Source organism: Chryseobacterium sp. 27AL (genome assembly GCF_057815395.1).
The window spans coordinates 1-20974 of record NZ_JBYRIW010000003.1; the positions used below are offsets into that span (position 1 = coordinate 1).

General features: G+C 37.9%; 17 protein-coding genes. 10 read left to right on the forward strand and 7 right to left on the reverse strand.

Annotation, left to right across the window (positions count from 1 at the left end; all coding sequences use genetic code 11):
* The 3 genes from AC3WV0_RS07510 to AC3WV0_RS07520 form a co-directional block, all read left to right on the forward strand.
* The coding region (locus tag AC3WV0_RS07510) for a hypothetical protein (RefSeq protein ID WP_488845365.1) at nucleotides 1-305 on the forward strand (305 nt) is incomplete at its 5' end.
* A 363-nt stretch (nucleotides 306-668) separates the two neighbouring features.
* A complete protein-coding gene (locus AC3WV0_RS07515; RefSeq protein WP_488845366.1) occupies nucleotides 669-1790 on the forward strand; it encodes a vWA domain-containing protein in 1122 nt (373 codons plus the stop codon).
* Nucleotides 1791-1842: 52 nt separating this feature from the next.
* Nucleotides 1843-3282 (forward strand): AAA family ATPase, encoded by a 1440-nt coding sequence (locus AC3WV0_RS07520; protein WP_488845367.1) that lies wholly within the window; start codon nucleotides 1843-1845, stop codon nucleotides 3280-3282.
* 318 nt (nucleotides 3283-3600) lie between these two features.
* Here the strand turns inward: AC3WV0_RS07520 and AC3WV0_RS07525 are convergent, their stop codons facing one another.
* Complete coding sequence (locus AC3WV0_RS07525) at nucleotides 3601-5229, reverse strand: acyl-CoA carboxylase subunit beta (protein ID WP_488845368.1); 1629 nt, start codon at nucleotides 5227-5229, stop codon at nucleotides 3601-3603.
* A gap of 397 nt (nucleotides 5230-5626) precedes the next feature.
* On the opposite strand from AC3WV0_RS07525, the gene AC3WV0_RS07530 reads away from it, so the two are divergent.
* Genes AC3WV0_RS07530 through AC3WV0_RS07540 form a run of 3 tightly spaced genes read left to right on the forward strand, consistent with a single transcriptional unit; the run spans nucleotide 5627 to nucleotide 8368 of the window.
* The gene (locus AC3WV0_RS07530) at nucleotides 5627-6505 is read left to right on the forward strand and encodes a DMT family transporter (protein ID WP_488845371.1); all 879 of its coding nucleotides are present in this window, start codon (nucleotides 5627-5629) and stop codon (nucleotides 6503-6505) included.
* A 15-nt stretch (nucleotides 6506-6520) separates the two neighbouring features.
* Nucleotides 6521-7600 (forward strand): putative type IX sorting system protein PorV2, encoded by a 1080-nt coding sequence (locus tag AC3WV0_RS07535; protein WP_488845790.1) that lies wholly within the window; start codon nucleotides 6521-6523, stop codon nucleotides 7598-7600.
* Between the two features lie 9 nt (nucleotides 7601-7609).
* A complete protein-coding gene (locus tag AC3WV0_RS07540) occupies nucleotides 7610-8368 on the forward strand; it encodes a hypothetical protein (RefSeq protein WP_488845373.1) in 759 nt (252 codons plus the stop codon).
* Between the two features lie 45 nt (nucleotides 8369-8413).
* Here the strand turns inward: AC3WV0_RS07540 and uvrC are convergent, their stop codons facing one another.
* Both uvrC and AC3WV0_RS07550 read right to left on the reverse strand, forming a co-directional pair.
* Nucleotides 8414-10207 carry an excinuclease ABC subunit UvrC gene (gene uvrC, locus AC3WV0_RS07545; protein ID WP_312903002.1) on the reverse strand — a complete coding sequence of 598 codons (1794 nt, stop codon included), beginning with the start codon at nucleotides 10205-10207 and terminating at the stop codon, nucleotides 8414-8416.
* 601 nt (nucleotides 10208-10808) lie between these two features.
* Nucleotides 10809-11570, reverse strand: a complete 762-nt coding sequence (locus AC3WV0_RS07550) for a hypothetical protein (RefSeq protein ID WP_488845375.1) — start codon at nucleotides 11568-11570, stop codon at nucleotides 10809-10811.
* Between the two features lie 132 nt (nucleotides 11571-11702).
* On the opposite strand from AC3WV0_RS07550, the gene hutH reads away from it, so the two are divergent.
* The 3 genes from hutH (at nucleotide 11703) to AC3WV0_RS07565 (ending at nucleotide 15544) form a co-directional block, all read left to right on the forward strand.
* A complete protein-coding gene (gene hutH / locus AC3WV0_RS07555) occupies nucleotides 11703-13190 on the forward strand; it encodes a histidine ammonia-lyase (protein ID WP_488845377.1) in 1488 nt (495 codons plus the stop codon).
* 294 nt (nucleotides 13191-13484) lie between these two features.
* Nucleotides 13485-13931 carry a GNAT family N-acetyltransferase gene (locus tag AC3WV0_RS07560; protein ID WP_488845379.1) on the forward strand — a complete coding sequence of 149 codons (447 nt, stop codon included), beginning with the start codon at nucleotides 13485-13487 and terminating at the stop codon, nucleotides 13929-13931.
* A 116-nt stretch (nucleotides 13932-14047) separates the two neighbouring features.
* The gene (locus tag AC3WV0_RS07565; protein WP_488845381.1) at nucleotides 14048-15544 is read left to right on the forward strand and encodes a S8 family peptidase; all 1497 of its coding nucleotides are present in this window, start codon (nucleotides 14048-14050) and stop codon (nucleotides 15542-15544) included.
* A 35-nt stretch (nucleotides 15545-15579) separates the two neighbouring features.
* Here the strand turns inward: AC3WV0_RS07565 and AC3WV0_RS07570 are convergent, their stop codons facing one another.
* Nucleotides 15580-16746, reverse strand: coding sequence for a carboxypeptidase-like regulatory domain-containing protein (locus AC3WV0_RS07570; protein WP_488845383.1), 1167 nt, complete (start codon nucleotides 16744-16746; stop codon nucleotides 15580-15582).
* Nucleotides 16747-17099: 353 nt separating this feature from the next.
* On the opposite strand from AC3WV0_RS07570, the gene AC3WV0_RS07575 reads away from it, so the two are divergent.
* A complete protein-coding gene (locus tag AC3WV0_RS07575; protein WP_374462141.1) occupies nucleotides 17100-17378 on the forward strand; it encodes a hypothetical protein in 279 nt (92 codons plus the stop codon).
* Nucleotides 17379-17441: 63 nt separating this feature from the next.
* Here the strand turns inward: AC3WV0_RS07575 and ygiD are convergent, their stop codons facing one another.
* The 3 genes from ygiD to AC3WV0_RS07590 all read right to left on the reverse strand — a co-directional run bounded on the left by ygiD (nucleotide 17442) and on the right by AC3WV0_RS07590 (nucleotide 20571).
* Nucleotides 17442-18269, reverse strand: coding sequence for a 4,5-DOPA-extradiol-dioxygenase (gene ygiD / locus AC3WV0_RS07580; RefSeq protein WP_488845791.1), 828 nt, complete (start codon nucleotides 18267-18269; stop codon nucleotides 17442-17444).
* 94 nt (nucleotides 18270-18363) lie between these two features.
* Nucleotides 18364-18876, reverse strand: a complete 513-nt coding sequence (locus tag AC3WV0_RS07585; protein ID WP_488845385.1) for a YceI family protein — start codon at nucleotides 18874-18876, stop codon at nucleotides 18364-18366.
* Between the two features lie 711 nt (nucleotides 18877-19587).
* On the reverse strand, nucleotides 19588-20571 hold the full coding sequence (locus tag AC3WV0_RS07590; RefSeq protein WP_488845387.1) for a hypothetical protein: 984 nt from the start codon (nucleotides 20569-20571) through the stop codon (nucleotides 19588-19590).
* Nucleotides 20572-20974: the final 403 nt, after the last annotated feature.

Consider the following 20974-nt stretch of genomic DNA (forward strand, 5'->3'; position numbering starts at 1 on the left):
CAAATTTGGAAATCTCAAAATATTCAACCAAGTATTCCGGTAGTAAAAACTTTAGTAATTCTTGTTCATTAGACATAATACAAAATTATCCTTTTTTAGTTTTCTCCCCAACTTTTGGTGTTGATCCCACTTATTGCCTATTATTTATTACCTGTCCTCACTACTCATTACCATTACTCATGATTACGTCTCCACCCTTCGGGCTCAATGAATTTGGGATTGGCATTCCACCGGGTAATACCGGTATAGGATGGCGCCCCTTCAGGGCTCGTTTTAAAAGATTATTTGTAGTTTATTCTATATAGATCAGGGAAAATTAGAAGTTTATAGAATAGAATGAGAGACAGGATAAATAACATCTTAAAAGAATGTAATTTTATTGCTTATTACTCATAGTTTATTTTAATTCCGATTTCCTGCCGAAGAGTTTGTAACAGAATAGTGCTAAATACCGACTAAGACCCTAGCCTCGATAGGAGCGGTTACCCCACAGCAGGGAATGGCGTGTTAGGCCTTAGCTGAGACAAGCAATGGCGCGAGGAGTAAGAGCGGATAGCGAGATTAAGCTCCTGAAAAAATTATTTTCAAATCATGTTATTTTTATTCTTAAAAGTTAAAATAGACTAAATCTCTTATTAATCGGAATTTTATGTTGTAACTTTATGTTTATGAAAGAGCATATTGTAAGAGGTTTTAGGTTTGGCAATTATAATCCGCCGGAGATGTCTGTATTCGACAGGCTATTAGAAATCTTTACTGATTTGTTGACACATACTTCGGGAGATTTCGACGAAGCCATTGACTGGCTTAGAATGCTGGATGAAGAATATGAGCTCACTACTCCTGATTATACCATTGATGATTTTATAGAAGATCTTAAGAAGAAAGGCTACATTCGTGAAGAAGTCAATCCCAACGGAAATGGAAGCGGTGTGAAACTCAGTGCTAAAATGGAACAAAATATCCGGAAGCAGGCGCTTAAACAGATATTCGGTAATCTTGAGAAAAGTGGAACCGGTAATCATAAAACAAATAAAAGCGGAGCAGGAGAGGATAGTACCGGTGAATTGCGCAATTACAATTTTGGTGATCCAGTGGAGAAGATCTCCATTACAGAAAGCTTGAAAAATGCCCAAATTAATAATGGAATTGGTGACTTTAATCTCACAGAAAGTGATCTTGTTGTGGAAGAAAGTATTCATCAATCTCAGATGAGCACTGTTTTAATGATCGATATCAGCCACAGTATGATTTTATATGGTGAAGATCGTATCACTCCTGCAAAAAAGGTGGCTATGGCTCTTGCCGAGCTTATTACAACACGTTATCCAAAAGATACGCTGGATATTATTGTCTTTGGAGATGATGCCTGGCCGGTGAAAATTCAGGAGCTTCCTTATTTACAAGTCGGACCTTATCATACGAATACGGTTGCCGGACTTCAGTTAGCGATGGACATATTACGAAGAAAGCGAAATACCAATAAACAGATTTTCATGATCACCGATGGAAAGCCGAGCTGTGTAAGAGAATCTGATGGAACTTATTATATGAATTCTTATGGGCTGGATGAATATGTAGTTCAAAAATGTTATAATATGGCTTCACAGGCTCGTAGGCTTCATATTCCGATTACTACTTTTATGATCGCTCAGGATTCTTATCTTCAACAATTTATCAGAGAATTTACGGAAGCCAATCAAGGTAAAGCGTTTTATACGGGTCTTAACGGTTTAGGGCAAATGATCTTTGAAGATTATGAAACAAATCGTAAGAAAAGAATACGTTGATTCATCCAATCTTAATTGACTTAATTATAATACATAATCATATTTAAATACAATGACTGCAAAGCCAGATTTAAAAACACTAGGTTCATTAAAATCATCAGGATATAAAATTAAAAGTATAAAAGACGAATTAAGAGATAATTTAATCAATAAAATTCGTAATAAAGAGAATGTCTTTGAGGGCATTTTCGGATATGAAAACACTGTTATTCCCCAGTTAGAGCATGCTATTCTCAGCAGGCATAATATTAATTTGTTAGGCTTAAGAGGTCAGGCAAAAACCAGGCTGGCTAGAATGATGACCAGTTTACTGGATGAATGGATTCCTTTCATAAGTGGCAGTGAAATCAATGATGATCCATATCATCCGATTTCACGATATGCAAAAGAACTTATCGAAGCAGAAGGTGACAATACACCTATAGAATGGCTGCACCGTGATGACAGATTCTTCGAAAAGCTTGCTACTCCGGATGTGACAGTTGCCGATCTTATTGGCGATGTAGACCCTATAAAAGCAGCAAATCTTAAGCTCTCTTATGCCGATGACAGGGTAATCCATTTCGGAATGATTCCGAGGGCGAACCGATGTATTTTCGTTATTAATGAATTACCGGACCTTCAGGCGAGAATCCAGGTTTCTTTATTTAATATATTACAAGAAGGAGACGTTCAGATCCGTGGATTTAAGGTGAGGATGCCTTTAGATATACAATTTGTTTTCACGGCCAATCCTGAAGATTATACTAACCGAGGAAGTATTGTTACACCACTAAAAGACAGGATTGGATCACAGATTCTTACGCATTATCCGGAAAATATTCATATTGCTAAAGAAATCACGAAATACGAATCCAGCTTAGATAAAAGACAGGAAAATGGAATATATGTCCCGGATCTGGCAAAAGATCTTCTGGAGCAGATCGGATTTGAGGCCCGCGACAGCGAGTTTGTAGATTATAAAAGTGGTGTAAGTGCACGGATGAGCATTACAGCATTTGAAAATCTTCTCAGTACGGCAGAAAGAAGATCACTTTTATCAGGAGATGAAAAAACTTCTGTGCGGTTAAGTGATTTCATGGGAGTTATTCCTGCTGTTACCGGAAAAGTAGAATTGGTTTACGAAGGTGAGCAGGAAGGGGCAGAAGCCGTTGCCCAGATTCTTATTGATAATGCGATAAAAACATTGTTCACTACTTATTTCCCAAAAGTCGAAAAATTGGAAAAGAAAGATGTTGCCGGGCCTTTTCAGCAGATCACCGACTGGTTTCTGAAAGATGATGGCTTTATAGAAATCACCGACGAATCTTCTGATGAGCTCTATTCAAAGGCACTTAACAGAATTGGCGCACTCGATCAGATGATTGAAAAATACCAGCCGGATACAAAAAAAGAAGATCTTTTATTTATGAAAGAATTCATCCTTTGGGGCCTGGCTGCCAATAAAAAACTGAATAAGGAAAGATTCAGAACGGGAGTATTCTTTTCCTGATTAATTTTAATTTTTTAGGAGCTTTTTCCCGCTTTCCGCACTCGCTATTTTTGCTTATTCTTCTGCGGCGGCGAAGCCGCCGCAGAAGAATAAGCAAAAATGAGCTCAAACAAATGCTTCAATCGGGGCTAGGCGGTAGTCATAGATTTAAATATTGGTATTCAGAATAGACTGTAAGTATTAATATTACATTTACAGCCTCAATAGTAAAATAAAAAAGATGTGGAGACATTCCACATCCTTTTTTATTTATAATCAATCATCAAACATCAAACATCAAACATCAATTATCAATCATCAATCATCAATCATCAATCATCAAACCTGTATCACTCCCAGATTAAATTTTTCAGTAATTGGAGAATGATTGGCGGCTTCAATTCCCATGGAAATCCATTTTCTCGTGTCTACAGGATTGATAATGGCATCTGTCCAAAGTCTTGCAGCTGCATAAGTAGCTTCCGTTTGCTTTTGATATTTCTTTGAAATGGAGTCTAAAATTTCATTGTGTTCCTCTTCAGAAATTTCTTTCCCTTGTTTTTTCAAAGTCGATTCCTGGATCTGGGCCAGTACTTTTGCTGCCTGCGCTCCACCCATTACCGCAAGATCCGCCCAAGGCCACGCTACGATCAGCCTCGGATCATATGCTTTCCCGCACATGGCATAATTTCCGGCACCGTAAGAATTTCCGGTGATGATTGTAAATTTAGGAACGACAGAATTAGAAACGGCATTCACCATTTTCGCTCCGTCTTTTATAATTCCGCCATGCTCAGATTTTGAACCGACCATGAAACCTGTTACATCCTGTAAAAATACCAATGGAATCTTTCTCTGATTACAGTTTGCAATAAATCTTGTGGCTTTGTCAGCAGAATCAGAATAAATTACCCCTCCGAACTGCATTTCACCTTTGCCGCTTTTTACCAGTTTTCTTTGGTTGGCAACAATTCCAACAGACCATCCGTCAATTCTGGCAGTAGCGCAGATAATACTCTTACCATAGTCAGGCTTATATTCTTCATATTCAGAATGATCAACCAAACATTTGACGATTTCATACGTATCATATTGCTCCGCTCTAGAAACCGGCATGATTCCGAAAATGTTTTCAGGCTTCTCTTTAGGTGGTGCACTTTCAATCCTGTCAAAACCAGCTTTCTCTGTACTTCCCAAAGATTTCATAATATTTTTGATCCTGTTTAAAGCATCTTTATCATCTTTAGCCTTATAATCAGTGACTCCGGAAATCGAACAATGCGTTGTCGCTCCGCCTAGAGTTTCGTTGTCAATACTCTCACCAATAGCTGCTTTTACGAGATAACTTCCTGCAAGGAAAATAGAACCCGTCTTATCTACAATCATTGCCTCATCGCTCATAATAGGGAGATAGGCACCTCCTGCCACACAACTTCCCATCACAGCAGAAATCTGTATAATTCCCGCAGCACTCATTTTAGCATTATTTCTGAAAATTCTGCCAAACATTTCCTTATCCGGGAAAATTTCGTCCTGCATTGGTAAATAAACTCCTGCAGAATCTACTAAATATATAATAGGAAGTCTGTTTTCCATGGCGATTTCCTGTGCCCTCAGATTTTTCTTTCCCGTAATCGGGAACCATGCTCCCGCTTTCACAGAAGCATCATTAGCCACAATGATACATTGTCTTCCTGAAACATAACCGATTTTTACAACAACTCCTCCGCTTGGGCAGCCGCCGTGCTCTTCATACATTTCATATCCTGCAAAAGCACCGATTTCAATGGATTCAGAATCTTTGTCAAGAAGATACTCAATTCTTTCTCTTGCGGTCATTTTACCCTCATCACGAAGCTTTTGTAGTCTTTTTTCTCCTCCGCCTTTTTTGATTTCAGAGAGCAAACGATTTATTTCTGATAATTTTAATCTGTTTTGATCTTCTCTTTTGTTGAATTCAATGTCCATAAAATCTCAATTTTTTCCTTTTAAAGATACTATTTTTTCAATGGAATGAAAATTGATGTAAACAATTGTTTAAGAAATTGGTTTTCAGAAATTTATGAAATTTTTAACAAAAAATATATTTTTTATGGTTCGTTATTTGCTAACTTTACCATAGAGAAAGTAAGAGTGAAATCTTACACTTCTCTAAGTTCCTAGTTTATTTTTTTAATAGTTTATTATTTGAAGGCCCTGAAAGTTGAACAAATTTTCAGGGTTTTTGTTTTGATACATTAATTTATTCTTATATAACAATTTATTTTCTTACAATCTTTAAAAATATAATGATTTAGCCGTAAATATTTTACACCATTGTGAAAGCGATTTGTAAATTTGCACAAAATATATAAAGAAGTAGGATATGCATAAATTGGCTCTTTTCAGATTGCATTTGATTGTATTTTTATGGGGATTTACGGCAATTTTGGGAAAACTGATTCATGCAAATGCAGAAATTCTGGTTTTTTACAGAATGTTGTTTGCCGCGATCTGTCTTTTTATTTACATCAGAGTATTCAGAAAAGAAAGTATTAAAGTTTCAAAGAAAATTTTTTTTCAGCTGGCTGCCATAGGCTTTTCAATGGCTTTACACTGGTACTGCTTTTTTTATTCGATAAAAATCTCAAATGTTTCCATTGCATTGAGCTGTCTTTCTTTATCAACTTTATTTGCTTCTATTTTAGAACCTGTAATTTTTAAAAGAAAGATTGATATTTCAGAAGTTATCATGGGAGTCGTGATTGTTGCCTGTATTTTACTCATATTCAAAACAGAATTCAGATTTAAAGAAGGAATCTTCTACGGAGTGCTTTGTGCGATTTTCGGAACCATATTTTCAGTATTCAATGGAAAGATGTTTGGTAAAACAAGCTCAGGAAATATTATTTTTTATGAAATATTCTGCGGATGGGGCATTTTAATGTTAATTTATTTGTTTACCGGACAAATTTTTCACATGAATGAAATAAGTTACCGTGATATTGCGTTAATATGCTTGTTAGCAAGTGTTTTCACTGCTTTTCCGATGCTGGAATCGGTAAATCTGATGAAATATATTTCGCCTTTCACTCTAATTTTAACAGTTAATTTAGAACCGGTTTACGGAATTATACTAGCTTTTTTTATCTTTGGAGAATCAGAACATATGAGCTCTGTTTTTTATGTGGCTTCAGGTGTTATGATACTGGCAATCATTGCCAACGGGTTAATAAAAGCTAAGAAACAAAAAACTTTAAATTAAGCATCAATTTATATGATGAAAAAATATCTTTTACTTGTATTTTCTCTGGTGTTCGGGATATCGCAATCACAGATTATCAGAAAGTATTCCAACGAATTCCTTAATATTGGTGCAGGTGCCAGAGGATTGGCAATGGGCGGAGCTGTAATTTCCAATCAGGACGATGTTTATTCCCCGATGTGGAACCCGGCAGGACTTATGGCGATTGAAAGAGACTGGCAGGGAGCCGCCATGCACGCCGAATATTTTGAATCGATCGCAAAATACGATTATCTCGCCTACGCTAAAGTTTTAGAAACAGGTGTTTTCGGGGTTTCTGTGGTGAGATTGGGGGTTGATAACATCTTGAACACAACCCAATTAATCGATACAGAAGGAAATATTGATTACGATAAGATCACCAAATTCTCCCAGTCTGATTATGCAGCCATTCTCTCTTATGCATTCAATCCCGGAGGAAATACTAAACTGGATGTAGGGATCAATGCCAAAATCGTTTACCGAAATGTGGGTAAATTTGCCAACGGATACGGATTCGGTTTTGATATTGGTGCGATCTATAAAATGGATAACGGCTGGAAATTGGGAGGTATGCTGAGAGATGCAACCACTACGGTCAATTTCTGGAGTGTTAATCAAAAAGAACTTTCCACCGTTGTAAACGGTGAAGAATTCAACCCGGCCCCCAAAGATAAAATGGAACTTACCATGCCTAAACTTAATGTGGGAGCAAGCAAATTGTTTGAAATCAACAGCAGCGTCTATGTATTGCCGGAGGCGGGAATTAATGTAGATTTTGCAAAAACAGCAGCTTTGGTTTCCACAGATTTTGCGAGTTTAACACCTTACGCCGGTGCTGAACTAGGGTATCAGAAAATGATTTTTGTGAGACTCGGAGTCAACAGATTCCAGTCGATTACCGATATTGAAGATCTTAGACGGAAAGTTTCTTTCCAGCCTAGTGCCGGTATTGGGATCAGATACAGAGGTCTTACGCTGGATTATGCCATTACCAATTCGGGAATTGGCGGATCGAACTTCTACTCAAACTTCTTTTCCCTGAAACTGGATATGGGACAATTCAGAAATGATTAAATCAACGAAATGAAAAAATTATCACTTGTTATATTAGCAGCATGCTCAATGCTTGCTTTCGGACAAAAAGTTTCCGACTATAAATACATTTCACTTCCGACAAAATTTGAAACTTTTAAAGAAGATTTCGGGTTGGCAGACCTGCTGACCAAGACTTTAAGAAGTAAGAATTATACAGTAATTCCTACGGATAAATTACAGTGGCCGGCAGAAGCACAGGCAAATCCCTGCAACGTTTTAATGGCTGATGTCTTAAACGACAGTGGTTTCCTTCGAAATAAAGTCATGCTTCAGTTTAAAGATTGCCATGATAAGGTTGTATCTTCTATAAAAGGTGCTTCCAATATCAAAGATTTCAAAGAAGGTTATCAGGATGCATTGAAACAGACTTTTATATCAGTTTCTCCTGCAAATCCGGTTAATCAGACTAATCAGCAGACTGTTACTCAGACAAACGTTACGGAGAAAGCCGTTTCGGCTTCTTCTAATATGGTCTCATCAGCAGCCATGGATAACAGCGCTGTTCGATTCAGCAATGGTAAAACAGATCTACAGAAAATTCAGATCGATAATCAACAATTTATTTTAGTTGCTCAAAACAGCTCTTCACCTTTCGCTACTTTTAAGGCAACAACGAAAGCTGATGTATTCAGGGTAAAACTGCAAAACGGAGAATCTACCTTAGGGTACTATGAGAATGGGAATATCGTGATTGAAATTCCACAGGCGAACGGAGAATATTTTAAAGAAACTTTTAATAAGAAATAATTAGATATTAAAAGAAACGGGTTGGAGATGTTCTCCAGCCCGTTTTTATTCATTGTTAAAAAACTCCCAAACAATCTTTGCTTTACTTTTTCCCAATATCTCCTCCAGTGTTTCCAGGCTTGATTCCTTGATCCTTTTCACAGATTTTAATTTCGATAAAAGCAATTCAATCGTCTTTCCTCCCACACCCGGAATTTCCTCAAGCTCAGATTTTATGGTTGAGTTCTTTCTTCTTGTTCTGTGATGTTTTACGCCAAACCGGTGGGCTTCGTCCCGAACCCTTTGCAGTATTTTAAGCGTTTCAGATTTTTTATCAAGATATAAAGGAATGGAATCTTCAGGAAAGAAGATTTCCTCCAATCTTTTCGCAATTCCCACAATGGTAATTTTCCCGTATAAGCCCAATAAGCGTAGGCTCTTTACTGCTGACGACAATTGTCCTTTTCCTCCATCGATAAGAATCAGTTGTGGTAAACTTTCTCCCTCATCCAACATTCTTTTATACCGGCGGTAGATCACTTCTTCCATCGTCGCAAAGTCATTCGGCCCCTCTACGGTTTTGGGGTGGAATATTCTGTAGTCGGCTTTACTTGGTTTTCCATCTTTAAAAACAACACAGGCAGAAACGGGATTGGTACCCTGAATATTGGAGTTGTCAAAGCCTTCGATATGGCGGGGTTCTACCGGCATTCTCAATAACTTCTGCATCTCTGCCATAATACGGTTGGTATGCCTTTCCGGATCTACGATCTGCACCTGCTTCAGTTTTTCCAGACGGTATTCTTTTGCATTCTTCTCAGAAAGTTCAACGATACGTTTTTTATCTCCTACTTTAGGCACGATCAGCTTTACATTGGGGATTTCAATAGGCAAATGGAACGGCAGCAATACCTCTTTAGAATTCGAATCAAACTTTTGACGGATCTCAATTAAAGCCTCTTCCATGATTTCCTCATCGGTTTCCTCAAGAATCTTTTTGATCTCTGTGGTAAAACTCTGGATGATATTTCCATTCCTGATTTTAAAGAAATTAACGTAAGCCGCTGTTTCGTCACTGGTCATTCCGAAAACATCCACATCATCAATACTTGGGTTTACGACAGTATTTTTTGCCTGGTAATCTTCCAGTGCATCGAGTCTTTCCTTTACGATCTGTGCATTTTCAAACTTCAGGTTCTGGGCATATTTCATCATCTGATTCATCAGATATTCTTTTGCTTTCCGGAAATCTCCTTTAATAATTCCTCGAATGGCATCAATCTTCTCATCATAATCTTCCTTGCTTTCCAGGCCTTCACATGGCCCTTCGCAGTTTTTAATATGATATTCCAGGCAAACCTTATATTTTCCTTCTTCAATTTTTGCAGGAGCGAGATTCAGATTACAGGTTCTGAGCTTATAAATATGTTTAATGGTATCAAGTAAGATCTTTGCCGGCCGCACTTTGGCGTATGGTCCGTAATATTCAGAGCCGTCTTTGATTTTGGTTCTCGTCAGAAATATTCTCGGAAAATCTTCATTTTTGATGCAGATCCAGGGATAAGTTTTGTCATCCTTCAGCATTACGTTGTAGAAGGGCTGATGTTCCTTGATCAGATTATTTTCCAGTAACAGAGCATCATATTCACTGTTGACAATGGTCGTTTCCAAGCGCTGGATTTTTCCCACCATGATCCGGGTTCTGTATCCGGAAAGATTTTTATTGAAATAAGAAAGTACTCTTTTCTTCAGGTTTTTTGCCTTACCCACATACAAAAGCTGATCGTTTTTATCATAATAACGATAAACGCCGGGTTCAGATGGTAAAGTTTTCAGCTGTAATTCTAGAGAAGGATTCATATAACAAATTTAAGGAATTTAAAGCCATAAAAAAAAGCTGCAGAACTACCACAGTTTCAAAAGCATTTATTGGTAAACTGCTACATTGGTATATTGTTACATTAATTTAAACAGATGAGGACTTTAATTCCGTTTTATTTAATGAAAACCTGATTAGACAAAAATTAAGGAGTAAAGGTTAAAATATTAGTCTTGTAATGTATTGATTATCAGTGATGCCTGTCGTTGCAGAAAAACCTCTCGACGTTTTGGACAAAACCTTTCGACGTTTCAGGCAAAACCTTTCGACGTTTTACTTAAAAGGTCTCGACGTTTTAGATAAAAGATGCTGACGTTTTGTATAAAACCTGCTCGCTTATATAAATTGAATAAAAAATGCCACCTTGGTAGAGGCGGCACCGTTTAATATTTTACTGGTTTAAACTAAATTTACCATAAAGAGAAAAAAGACTATCTTAATGCTATTGTTGGATAACAAAGTTCTTAAAAGAATAAAAATCAGAGATTTTTAAAGACTATTGTGTTTTTTATTCTTTAATTACAGTATCTAAATCTTTTGCATTTTTTGTGGTTAAAAAAAGTTTAAACCTTCTTTCAATAACTATCCGTTAGTCATTTGCGTATATTCATTCACCAGGAAACTGAAATAATCCCATTCCACCGATTTTTTCGGATATTTTTTCATGAATTCTGCATTGTCCCCGAAAAGAAAATCATAGTTGTCTTCAAAGTCATCTTTATGAAGCCAAAGTACTTTATCTCCTTTCTTTATGTAGAATGATTTGATAACTCCACCGCCCAGCTGAGGCCCGTATCCGAAGGAAACACCTCCAGTCTCCTTTGCTCTCGGATCATGATAAACCGAAATAATATCATCAAATCCCGGGTTGATCACCTGCATCAGGAATTCTTTGTCATCTTTTTTATTCTTTAAAGAAACCGTCTGATTTACAAAATAGATTCTGTCATTGTTGGCCGTTTTAGACAGTTTTCGGGTGCTGTAGTTTCTAATGTTGCCCATGTATTTGGCTACTTTAGCCATTTTCTCAGCATTGCTTGGGTAGATGTACATTTCTGCGATCTGGTCTGCTTCAAAAGTCTGGCTTTTTTTCGTGATGCTGTCTTTAAGAGCAACCTCAAAGATCTGTCCTTTTTTCGTGTCTGTCTTACTGCAGAAGCCTTTGTGGATGCTTCCGTCTTTCAGAATAACAGTAGATGTTTTCTTGGGAGATGGCGTGTTGAAACCTTCATTGAAAAGGTATTGCTCCATCTTTTTGATTTCTTCTTTGGTGTATTTTACTTTCTGCGCGAAAGATGCTGTGCCTGTCAAAACTAATGCAAGCATGAAAGTTTTAAGTTTCATAAGGATATTAATTTTTTTATTTCGGTGGTAAAAATAGGAAATTAATCTGCTTCTTTTCAGAAAATGTTCAGTCCGGAAAATTAGTTTTCGCAATTATCGCCAAATGTGTAATTTTAGGACAAAATTTAGAGAATGATATACGGCGTAGATGTTTTGAGTTTCCATGATGTTCTGGAGATCTGTAAAACTCCCAATAAAGCTAAACTTAATAAAGCAGCCAAAGAACAGATTTTAAAATCACAGAAGAATGTTCAGAAAATTGTAGAGTCAGACCGTTGTGTTTATGGGATCAACACAGGATTTGGGCCTCTTTGCGATACAAAAATTTCAGCGGATGAAACGGCACTTTTGCAGTACAACCTAATTATTTCGCATGCGGTAGGCGTTGGAAAACCTATTGATAAAGAGCTTTCGAAGATTATGATGATCGCAAAAGTTCATGCATTGTCGAAAGGTTTTTCCGGAGTTTCTCTGGAAGTGATCGAAAGGATGATTCTGATGCTGGAGAAAGATATTATTCCTGTAGTTCCCGAGCAGGGATCTGTAGGAGCTTCCGGTGATCTGGCACCCCTGGCACATTTGGTATTGCCACTTTTAGGATTGGGAAAAGTATGGGTTGGAAATGAGATTTTCAATACGGCAGAAGTATTAGAAAAGAACGATCTTCTACCATTGTCATTAGGTCCAAAAGAAGGATTGGGACTGATCAACGGAACGCAGTTTATTTTGTCTCACGCCATTAAAGGCCTTGAGAAATTTGAATACTTACTTGATCTTGCAGACATGACGGCCGCCATGAGCCTTGAAGCGTACAGAGGTTCTGCCAGTCCTTTTAAAAAAGAGCTTCACGAAATAAGACCTTTTGAAGGAAGTAAAAAAGTAGCAGCGAGAATGCTGAAGTTTTTAAAAGGTTCGGAAAACCTGCAGGCTCATGAAGATTGCGAAAGGGTTCAGGATCCATACTCTATGAGATGTGTTCCTCAGGTTCATGGGGCAAGCAGAAATGCATTTGAACATCTTAAAATGATGGCAGAAACAGAACTGAATTCAGTGACAGACAACCCGATTGTATTAAGTGCCGAAGAATCGATTTCAGGAGGAAACTTCCACGGACAGCTGATGGCTTTGCCACTGGATTATGCAACCCTGGCGGCGGCCGAGCTTGGTAATATTTCTGACAGAAGAAGTTATTTATTGCTGGAAGGAAAATATGGATTACCAAGATTGTTAACCGAAAGCTCTGGATTGAATTCAGGCTTTATGATTCCTCAATATACTTCAGCAGCGTTGGTTACTGAGAATAAAACGTTGTGCTTCCCGGCTTCTGCGGATTCGATCCCGACAAGTCTTGGGCAGGAAGATCACGTTTCTATGGGAAGTATCTCGGGACGTAAGTTTAATCAGGTGCTTGGTAATTTAGTAAATATTTTAGCAGTGGAATTGATGTTTGCCGCACAGGGATTAGAATTCAGAAGACCTTCCAAATGTTCAAAAATCATTGAAGAAAATTATGCAATTCTACGTTCAAAGGTGGCAAAACTTGAAGACGACCGACTGATCGGCGAAGATATGCTGGCGATTGCAGAGCTGATTAATGAAAGAAAATTTGTAGTAAATTAATTTAAATAAATAAAATAAAGGCTTCCAGAAATGAAAGCCTTTTTTATTACTGTTTATTTAACCACAAAGTCACAAGAGCTTTTTAAACACATGAGCCACATTAGATTAAAGGATAAAGCTTTGTGTATATTTTAGAACACATAAGTTTTTAAAAATCTTCGATTTTATTCTTTTGAAAACCTTAAATATTCTAATCATAGCATTATTATCTTTTGTATCTTTTGCGGTTAATTCTGATATTGGTTTAAAAGGTTTATTAATAAACATGTCAATAAATACATCAAATTAATAATTATGATTATAAATAAAACAGACTCTTCCCATAAAGATTTTCAGGATTTAGTAAAACTCTTAGATGCAGATCTTGCGGTTCGTAATGGTGAAGATCAGGAGTTCTTTAATCAGTTTAATAAACTTGAAACTATTAAAAACTGTATTGTTGTTCATATTAATGAATTTCCGGCTGCATGTGGTGCGTTCAAGAAATTTGATGAAGAGACGGTAGAAATAAAAAGAATGTACACCCATCCTGACTTTAGGAAAAAAGGCTTGGCGACAGCTATTATGAAAGAGCTGGAAAAATGGGCAAAAGAATTAAATTATAATAAAGCTGTTCTTGAAACATCTCTGGAACAGAACGAAGCAGTTTCGGTCTATGAGAAAAGTGGCTATGCCAGAATTTCGAATTATGGTCAGTATATCGGAATTGAGAAAAGTGTCTGTTATGAGAAGGTTCTGTAAGTTTTTCCTTAAATAGTATTGTAAGCATAATAAAATTTCAACAGAATATTGTCTTTAAAGTTCTGTAATTCAATGTAAAGTGATATCTTGGTTTTACCAATCAAATATTATTTAACATGAAGAAAAATGTATTTTACTTATTCATGCTGTTCTTTATTTTTACGGCATGTAACAGAGACGATCTGCAGAATTCGGCGGCAAATATTGAAGTAGCCCAGAAAGATCCTTTATCGGTAAGGCAGATCAACGAGAAAATTAATGAAACCATTAAAACGAAAGGAAGATTTTCGTGGAAGGAATCATCAGACCATTTTGTATGGAGCGCTATTTTTCAGGGAAATAAAATTGCTTCTATTGGTTTTGGTTCTTCTTTTGACAGAAGTTTAACCCCTGACAGCAAAGCAATCGAAGCGGAAATCCTGAAAGTAATTGAACAGTATGAAGGGAAAAGTGACAGAATTCTCCTTTCGTCTGATCAATATCTCAACCAGATGGATGTTGCGATTGAAAAGCAGGAAACCGTAATTGCTTTACGTAAAATGAAAAATATCCGTTACGTAGAACCTGCAGATTATCGGTACTTTGAAAATGAAAAACAATTCGGCAATGCAGCGAAATCAAGCAGCTCGTCTTCCGGTTGCGGATTTGAATCTACTGCTTTAAGTACAGCAGACTATACAACCGTTTCTCCTAATGCCAAAGCGCCTTGGTCATTTACAAAACACAATATCATTAATGCCTGGAGCTACAGCACCGGTGCAGGAGTTACTATTGGAGTCATCGACAGCGGAGTTTCTCCGGAGCAGTCTTTACTGGGATCATCTTTCAACAACGGACTTTCTTCAGGGAGAAGCATCAGTAAAAATGGGGTATATGTAGATTCCATATGGCCGTGGAGTACAGGATATGACGGCTCGGCAGACCAATGCGGGCACGGTACCAGCATGGCTTCCGCAATGGCAGCGCCAAGAAATAATATGGGACAGCCGGTCGGGGTCGCCTATAATGCTAATCTTGTAACCTACAGAGCAGCTTCCAATGTAGTGCTGGACGGCTATCACGAACAAAACGGAGTGAAGATTGCCTTCACCGAATTAGGAAACAATAATAATGTAAAGATCATTTCTATGTCAATGGGACATATCTTCTCAGTCGGAAAAATTGAAGACGGTGTAAAATATGCGTATTCAAAAGGTAAACTGATCTTTTGTGCAGGCGGAACTTCTACCAGCTTTACGAATTTCGTAGGGGTTATTTTTCCCGCGTGGATGCCAGAAACTCAGGCAATCACCGGAGTTAAAGAAAACACATCGAATCAGAAATGTGATGTTTGCCATTCCGGTGCTGAAATTGACTTCACGTACCAGATGGAAAGGGCTTCCGGAAACAGCATTCCGGTATTAAGTTATTACAACGGACAAACGGATTATGTCGGTGGTTCTTCTGTTGCTACTGCATCCACTGCGGGAATAGCAGCATTGGTCTGGGCTAAAAATCCTTCCTGGACAAGAACTCAGGTTATCAATAAAATGAGGCAATCGGCGACGTATTATCCGACTCCGAATTCTGATTACGGATACGGTAATATTAATGTGCTACAGGCAGTGCAATAATTATTAATAAGATGTAAAGACGGTAATAGTATGATTTAATCTCCCAGTTGATAATCCAGAGGAAGCATATTTTCAATCTTATTTTTTGTAAATTCTCCTTCGGTTATCAATAGATCCGGATTCGTAATATTACCGTCTTTTGATACTTCAAAAGTTTCTCCTTCAGGATGAAGAAATGAAGTTTTAACCACAGGGATTTTACTTTTAATAAATTCTTTTCCCTTAAGCTCATAATCGTATTTCTTGTAATTCACCTGTAATATGTCTTTAAACGAAAAAAGGACTTCACCATTATTTCTTCTTACATAATCAGAATCAGGAATCAATGTTTTTACAATCGCAAGAGAATACTCACTTTCATTCCTTTTTCTTGCGGCAATATCGCGGATGTTGTCAGGGAAATTCGTCATAGTATTTTTTACCATTGCCATATAATCTTTCAGCGTATTCAGTTCTTCTTCCGACGGATACTTGGGATTGGGAACTTTTATGACATGGTTTACAACGAATTGATCAGAAGCTACTGTATTATTGTAAACACTTCTGAAAAAGTGAAGCAGGCTGCCGTCATAGGCATTCATTCTGTTGAGTCTCGTCTTGTTATTATTTTTTGTTTCTTTAAAAAGGCTCGTTCCTGAACAGTTGACAATTTTAGTATTAAAATCCGAAGAAAAATTCACAAGGTTATATTCTATCTCATAACCCAGATTTTTATTTTCAATGATTAATGTTTTGGGCGCTTTTACTTTCAGGATCTTGTTTTTTTTATCAAAAGAAAACTTCAGAGAGCGCTGGTTTTTAATTTTCACATTTTGCTTATCATAGCCGATGAATTGATCCAGGAAATAATTGATATAATTTTTGTAAGCCTCCTCTGTATATGGCACAATGGTTACTTCTTCAATATCATTGCTTTTCAGAAGTACGACCTTCAGGGTTTTGTTGATAACCTCCGAAACCGGAGTTGCGAAAGTTTCATAATTTTCTTTTCTGAAAATAATATTTCCTAAATTCTTACCGGGGATATTTAAAGAAAAGCTTCCGTCTTCGTGAGAAACCGTTCCCGTTTTGGTTCCGTCGATGTAGATATTCACGTTGCCGATTTTCATTCCGGCATCATTCACTACAGTTCCTTTAATCATTTGGGCAAATGAAAAACAGAAAGGAAGCAATAGTAAGAGTAATACGATTGATTTTTTCATGGTAAACAATATTACTAATTTTTTAGTGATAAAAAAAGTTACTGATATGTAAAGAGTGAAGTAGACTCATATCCGAGGTAAGTAGACTCACACTCAAAGTAAGTAGAACAATCACATTGATTTAAGTAATTATACGTATCCCGAAAAATGAGTAAATATACTCTACAAAATCTCCATGATCTGAAGTAGCTTTGTCATGTGATCACAAACAAACATTATTGTTCATGACAGTATTTAAGTGTCGAGATCAACAATGTAAAAAAAACTATAACTATGGAGACCAGAAACCATTTCAAACGGGGCGTATCCCGAAAGGCCACAAGAGTAGGGGAAACAAATTAAAAATATTAATTATGTCAACAACAGCACAAAAACCAGCACTAGTAGGAGGTTGGACAGCATTTCATCCACTAACTCCGGAAGATTGGAAAGTATTCGAAGAAGCAATGGAAGGCTTTGTAGGAGTGAAATATACTCCTCTTGAAGTATCAACACAAGTAGTAAACGGAATGAATTACCGTTACAAATGTGATGCTTCTATGCCACCTTCAGAAGTAGTATGGCAGGCACTTGTGGATATTTATCAGCCAACTGATGGTAAGCCATACGTTACTGCTATCACAAGAATCTAAATAAAGCTCACGCATATCTTTACATCGGAGGATTTCTATCTTCCGATTTTTTTGTGCCATATTTTATCCTATTCTTACACTGGTCATGCTCAGCGAACCACCGATCAATTCATCATTAAATAAAGATAGTTCTTCAGGCTTATCTTTTAGACCCAGGGTATAAATAAGCGGTAAATAATGATCTGGACTTGGCACAGCATATTGCAGTGCAATTCCCTGATCTTGGTACTGAATAATATTGCTGAAATTACCATCCAGCAGCCAGTTGTTGGTTTTCTCGCGGGCTTCTACTGCCCAGTCCCAACCGGCTCCGACGGTATTGATATTCCTCCAGTCGATAAGTCTCAGGTTGTGAATAATATTTCCGCTGCCAATAATCAAAATTCCTTTTTCTCTGAGCATATTGAGCTTTTTAGCCAGCTCAAAATGATATTGGGCGGGTTTTGTGTAATCTATACTCATCTGGATCACCGGGATATCAGCATTCGGATACATATGCTTAATCACCGACCATGCACCATGATCCAGTCCCCAGCTATGATCTTCCTCTACCGGAACGGGAGTTAGTAGATCTGCTGTTTCTTTCGCCAGTTCCGGAGATCCCGGAGCAGGATACTGTACATCAAACAAAGCTTGCGGAAAACCTCCGAAATCATGAATCGTTCTAGGCATTTTCATGGCCGTTACTTTTGTTCCCTGCGTAAACCAATGGGCAGAAATACAAAGTATGGCGTTAGGTTTGGGAATTTCAGATGCCGCTTTACGGAATCCCTGTACAAACTGGTTTTCCTCAATGGCATTCATGGGCGATCCGTGTCCCAGAAATAACACCGGCATTTTAGGGGTTTTACTAAAAAGATCACTTATGTTCTGTAGATCGTTGAGGTTCATTTTTTGTCTCTTCATTAAAAAGGTTCAAGGCTTTTGATCCCTGAACCTTTATGTTGATTTGTATTTTATTGAATTAAAAGCTCCGCTGAATACATTAAGCTTGTTTTACAAACTGTAGTTCTCCGGCGATTTTTACTTCCTCGCTTACCATTACACCACCCGCTTCAAGAGCAGCATTCCAGTTCAGTCCGAAATCTTTTCTGTTGATTTTTCCTTCAAAAGAAAAACCTGCTTTTGTATTTCCCCATGGGTCAACGTTGATCCCGTTGAAATCTACATCCAGTGTTACCGGCTTGGTAATTCCGTTGATGGTAAGATTTCCGGTTACTTCATTATTTAATGCAGAAGATTCAAAAGTGATCGTTGGGTTAGCTTCAGCGTTGAAGAATTCAGCAGACTTCAGGTGATTGTCTCTGTCTGTGTTGTGGGTAGTAACAGAATTGGTCTGGATGGTAGCGGTAGTTTTTGCATTAGCAAAAGTATCGTCTTCAGCATCGATCTCTGCGGTAAAATCTGTAAAGTTTCCTTTAATGTTAGAGATCATCATGTGTTTTACTTTAAAAGTAAGTTCACTGTGCGCTGGGTCTAATGTCCATTTTGTTGCCATTGTATTAATATTTTTTGTTGTTAATTATAGTGCAAATTTATATCAGAGCTGAATGCAAATCATTGACGTAGGATAAGAAATGATTTACCTGCCATTTTTACATTTATTTGTTGTTAAGGTAATTTGAGAAATTAAATTCCTTTACTGAACATTTATATTAAGGAGCTTTTTCGCGCTATCCACTATATCTTTTTTGCCTGCCATTTTTCCAGCCGCAACAAAAAAAGGATGCCGTTCCTATCGCGGCTAGGGTGGAGGGGTGCGGTTCAATATTTGCCGTCACATGAATATCTTAGCAAATATTTGACCATAAAAGCCTGGCAGAATCTGTTGCTCACTTTCTTATCAAAAAGATCATCAGGGAAGTTACAACCACATAAAAAAGACTGCCCTTTCAGGCAGCCTCTCGTTTTAGGCCAATCGTTAAACCTTAAACTATGAATATTCATACCGTACGGTCAACACACCCACACTCGGGCGGTCAAGACATCCTTGACCGAGCGGTCAACGCACCATTGATCGGGCGATCAACACGGTGTTGACAAATACACCTTTTCTTACATCACAGTAAGCAGCCTATCAAGGGTAGCTGTTCGCGGTTCTTTCAGAAGAGCGCCTTGTGAGAACTAGGATTAATTAATGTAGTTTGTCTGATTGCTGGCGCGAGCGAGACGATTGTCAGCAGGGGGTGGAATAGGCATACTTATTTGACTAGAAAACGTATATTTCAACATAATTCGGCAGTGGAGCACGTGAGGACTGAAACTCCCAAGTTGAAGAGTCTGCAATATAAGTGGACCAGTACACATCATTAAAAAAGAACCCATATTTCGAGTCGGCACTGTTATCCCCAATTGCCCATACCGTTGTTTTATGCACAAAACCTAATGTCGTATTCCAAGCTATAATATACGCTCTACCAGCCGCATCATAAACCTTATCCCAAACTGTAGTAGGAATAGAGCCAAGATCAACACGAATATATGTTGAGCCTGGAGCATAACGTGTGGTAGCTGCTCCACTATAAATCAATGTACCAGAGGTTGCAGATGGATTTCTCCATGTTCCCACACCATTCGCATCACTTACCAGCACTTTGCCGTCCGCTTCTGTGCCATCTTTTATTTTTATCGCTCCAGAAGTACTTGAATTTATATCTAAAGCAACCGCTGGAGTTGATGTTCCTATTCCCACCCTATTATTCGCTGCATCTACAGAAAGTGTAGTTCCATCTACAGAAAACCCATTCGTGGCAGTCGAAGTAAAAGCCAATGTATTGGCACCCTGTGTGACTGTAGTGTTTCCTGATAAAGAACCGCTTCCTTTGTAGATACCGCCAACTCCTGTCGTCAGATCTGAGTTGGCTACACTTCCCGTCATTACTTTCTGCCAATTCGTCCCATCAAAATAATAATATCCCGCAGCGGTAATATTGGCTGTTGGCCCGGTAGGGTTAGAGTCGGCTGAAGAGGCATAAACAATAAGCCCTTTTTGTGCTGCTCCATAGACAGCGGCGGCTGTGGCAGTATGAATATTATCACCGGATAATTGCGGGATAATGAGTCCTTCGGGTTTGGTTCCGCTGGTTTTGGCGGTAATGTCGAGGGTTGCTTTTGGGGAAGTATTATTAATCCCCACCTGAGCGAATGCGGTCATGCTGAACAGCACGGCAGCGGTTGTAAATAAATGTTTCATTGTTTTGTATTTAGGTTGTTGTTATATTTTTAATTGTGAACACGAAGTGCACTAAGTTTTTTTTATCTATGATATGCTTTTGAGTTTCACAAAGGCGTTCTACTTAAAAGAGTCCGCTGAGTCTATCGTCACTTCGAGTAGATTTTGAAAAAATCATATCGAGAAGTTTATGAGTTGGAGAATCAATGTCATTCTCGATACATTTTTTCTTCACCTTGTTACGAAAAAACACTCGAATTGACGATGAGTCCAATACCAAAATTTGGTTTCCTTACCACTCCGATTGTCATCCCGTAGGGATCTAGGCTCGAATCTTTCCATACTACTATTACCAGCTATGCCAAGATTCGTCACTTCAGTAGACTTTGTAGAAGTCGTATCGAGAAGTTTATGAGTTTAAGGA

Bases quoted from the DNA above. Each gene is read 5' to 3' on its own strand.
- AC3WV0_RS07550 (WP_488845375.1), bottom strand. From the start codon at position 11,570: ATGAAACTTAAAACTTTCATGCTTGCATTAGTTTTGACAGGCACAGCA.
- AC3WV0_RS07540 (WP_488845373.1), top strand. From the start codon at position 7,610: ATGAAAAAATTATCACTTGTTATATTAGCAGCATGCTCAATGCTTGCT.
- AC3WV0_RS07515 (WP_488845366.1), top strand. From the start codon at position 669: ATGAAAGAGCATATTGTAAGAGGTTTTAGGTTTGGCAATTATAATCCG.
- AC3WV0_RS07565 (WP_488845381.1), top strand. From the start codon at position 14,048: ATGAAGAAAAATGTATTTTACTTATTCATGCTGTTCTTTATTTTTACG.
- uvrC (WP_312903002.1), bottom strand. From the start codon at position 10,207: ATGAATCCTTCTCTAGAATTACAGCTGAAAACTTTACCATCTGAACCC.
- AC3WV0_RS07590 (WP_488845387.1), bottom strand. From the start codon at position 20,571: ATGAAACATTTATTTACAACCGCTGCCGTGCTGTTCAGCATGACCGCA.
- AC3WV0_RS07535 (WP_488845790.1), top strand. From the start codon at position 6,521: ATGAAAAAATATCTTTTACTTGTATTTTCTCTGGTGTTCGGGATATCG.
- AC3WV0_RS07575 (WP_374462141.1), top strand. From the start codon at position 17,100: ATGTCAACAACAGCACAAAAACCAGCACTAGTAGGAGGTTGGACAGCA.
- ygiD (WP_488845791.1), bottom strand. From the start codon at position 18,269: ATGAACCTCAACGATCTACAGAACATAAGTGATCTTTTTAGTAAAACC.
- AC3WV0_RS07560 (WP_488845379.1), top strand. From the start codon at position 13,485: ATGATTATAAATAAAACAGACTCTTCCCATAAAGATTTTCAGGATTTA.
- hutH (WP_488845377.1), top strand. From the start codon at position 11,703: ATGATATACGGCGTAGATGTTTTGAGTTTCCATGATGTTCTGGAGATC.
- AC3WV0_RS07530 (WP_488845371.1), top strand. From the start codon at position 5,627: ATGCATAAATTGGCTCTTTTCAGATTGCATTTGATTGTATTTTTATGG.
- AC3WV0_RS07520 (WP_488845367.1), top strand. From the start codon at position 1,843: ATGACTGCAAAGCCAGATTTAAAAACACTAGGTTCATTAAAATCATCA.
- AC3WV0_RS07585 (WP_488845385.1), bottom strand. From the start codon at position 18,876: ATGGCAACAAAATGGACATTAGACCCAGCGCACAGTGAACTTACTTTT.
- AC3WV0_RS07525 (WP_488845368.1), bottom strand. From the start codon at position 5,229: ATGGACATTGAATTCAACAAAAGAGAAGATCAAAACAGATTAAAATTA.
- AC3WV0_RS07570 (WP_488845383.1), bottom strand. From the start codon at position 16,746: ATGAAAAAATCAATCGTATTACTCTTACTATTGCTTCCTTTCTGTTTT.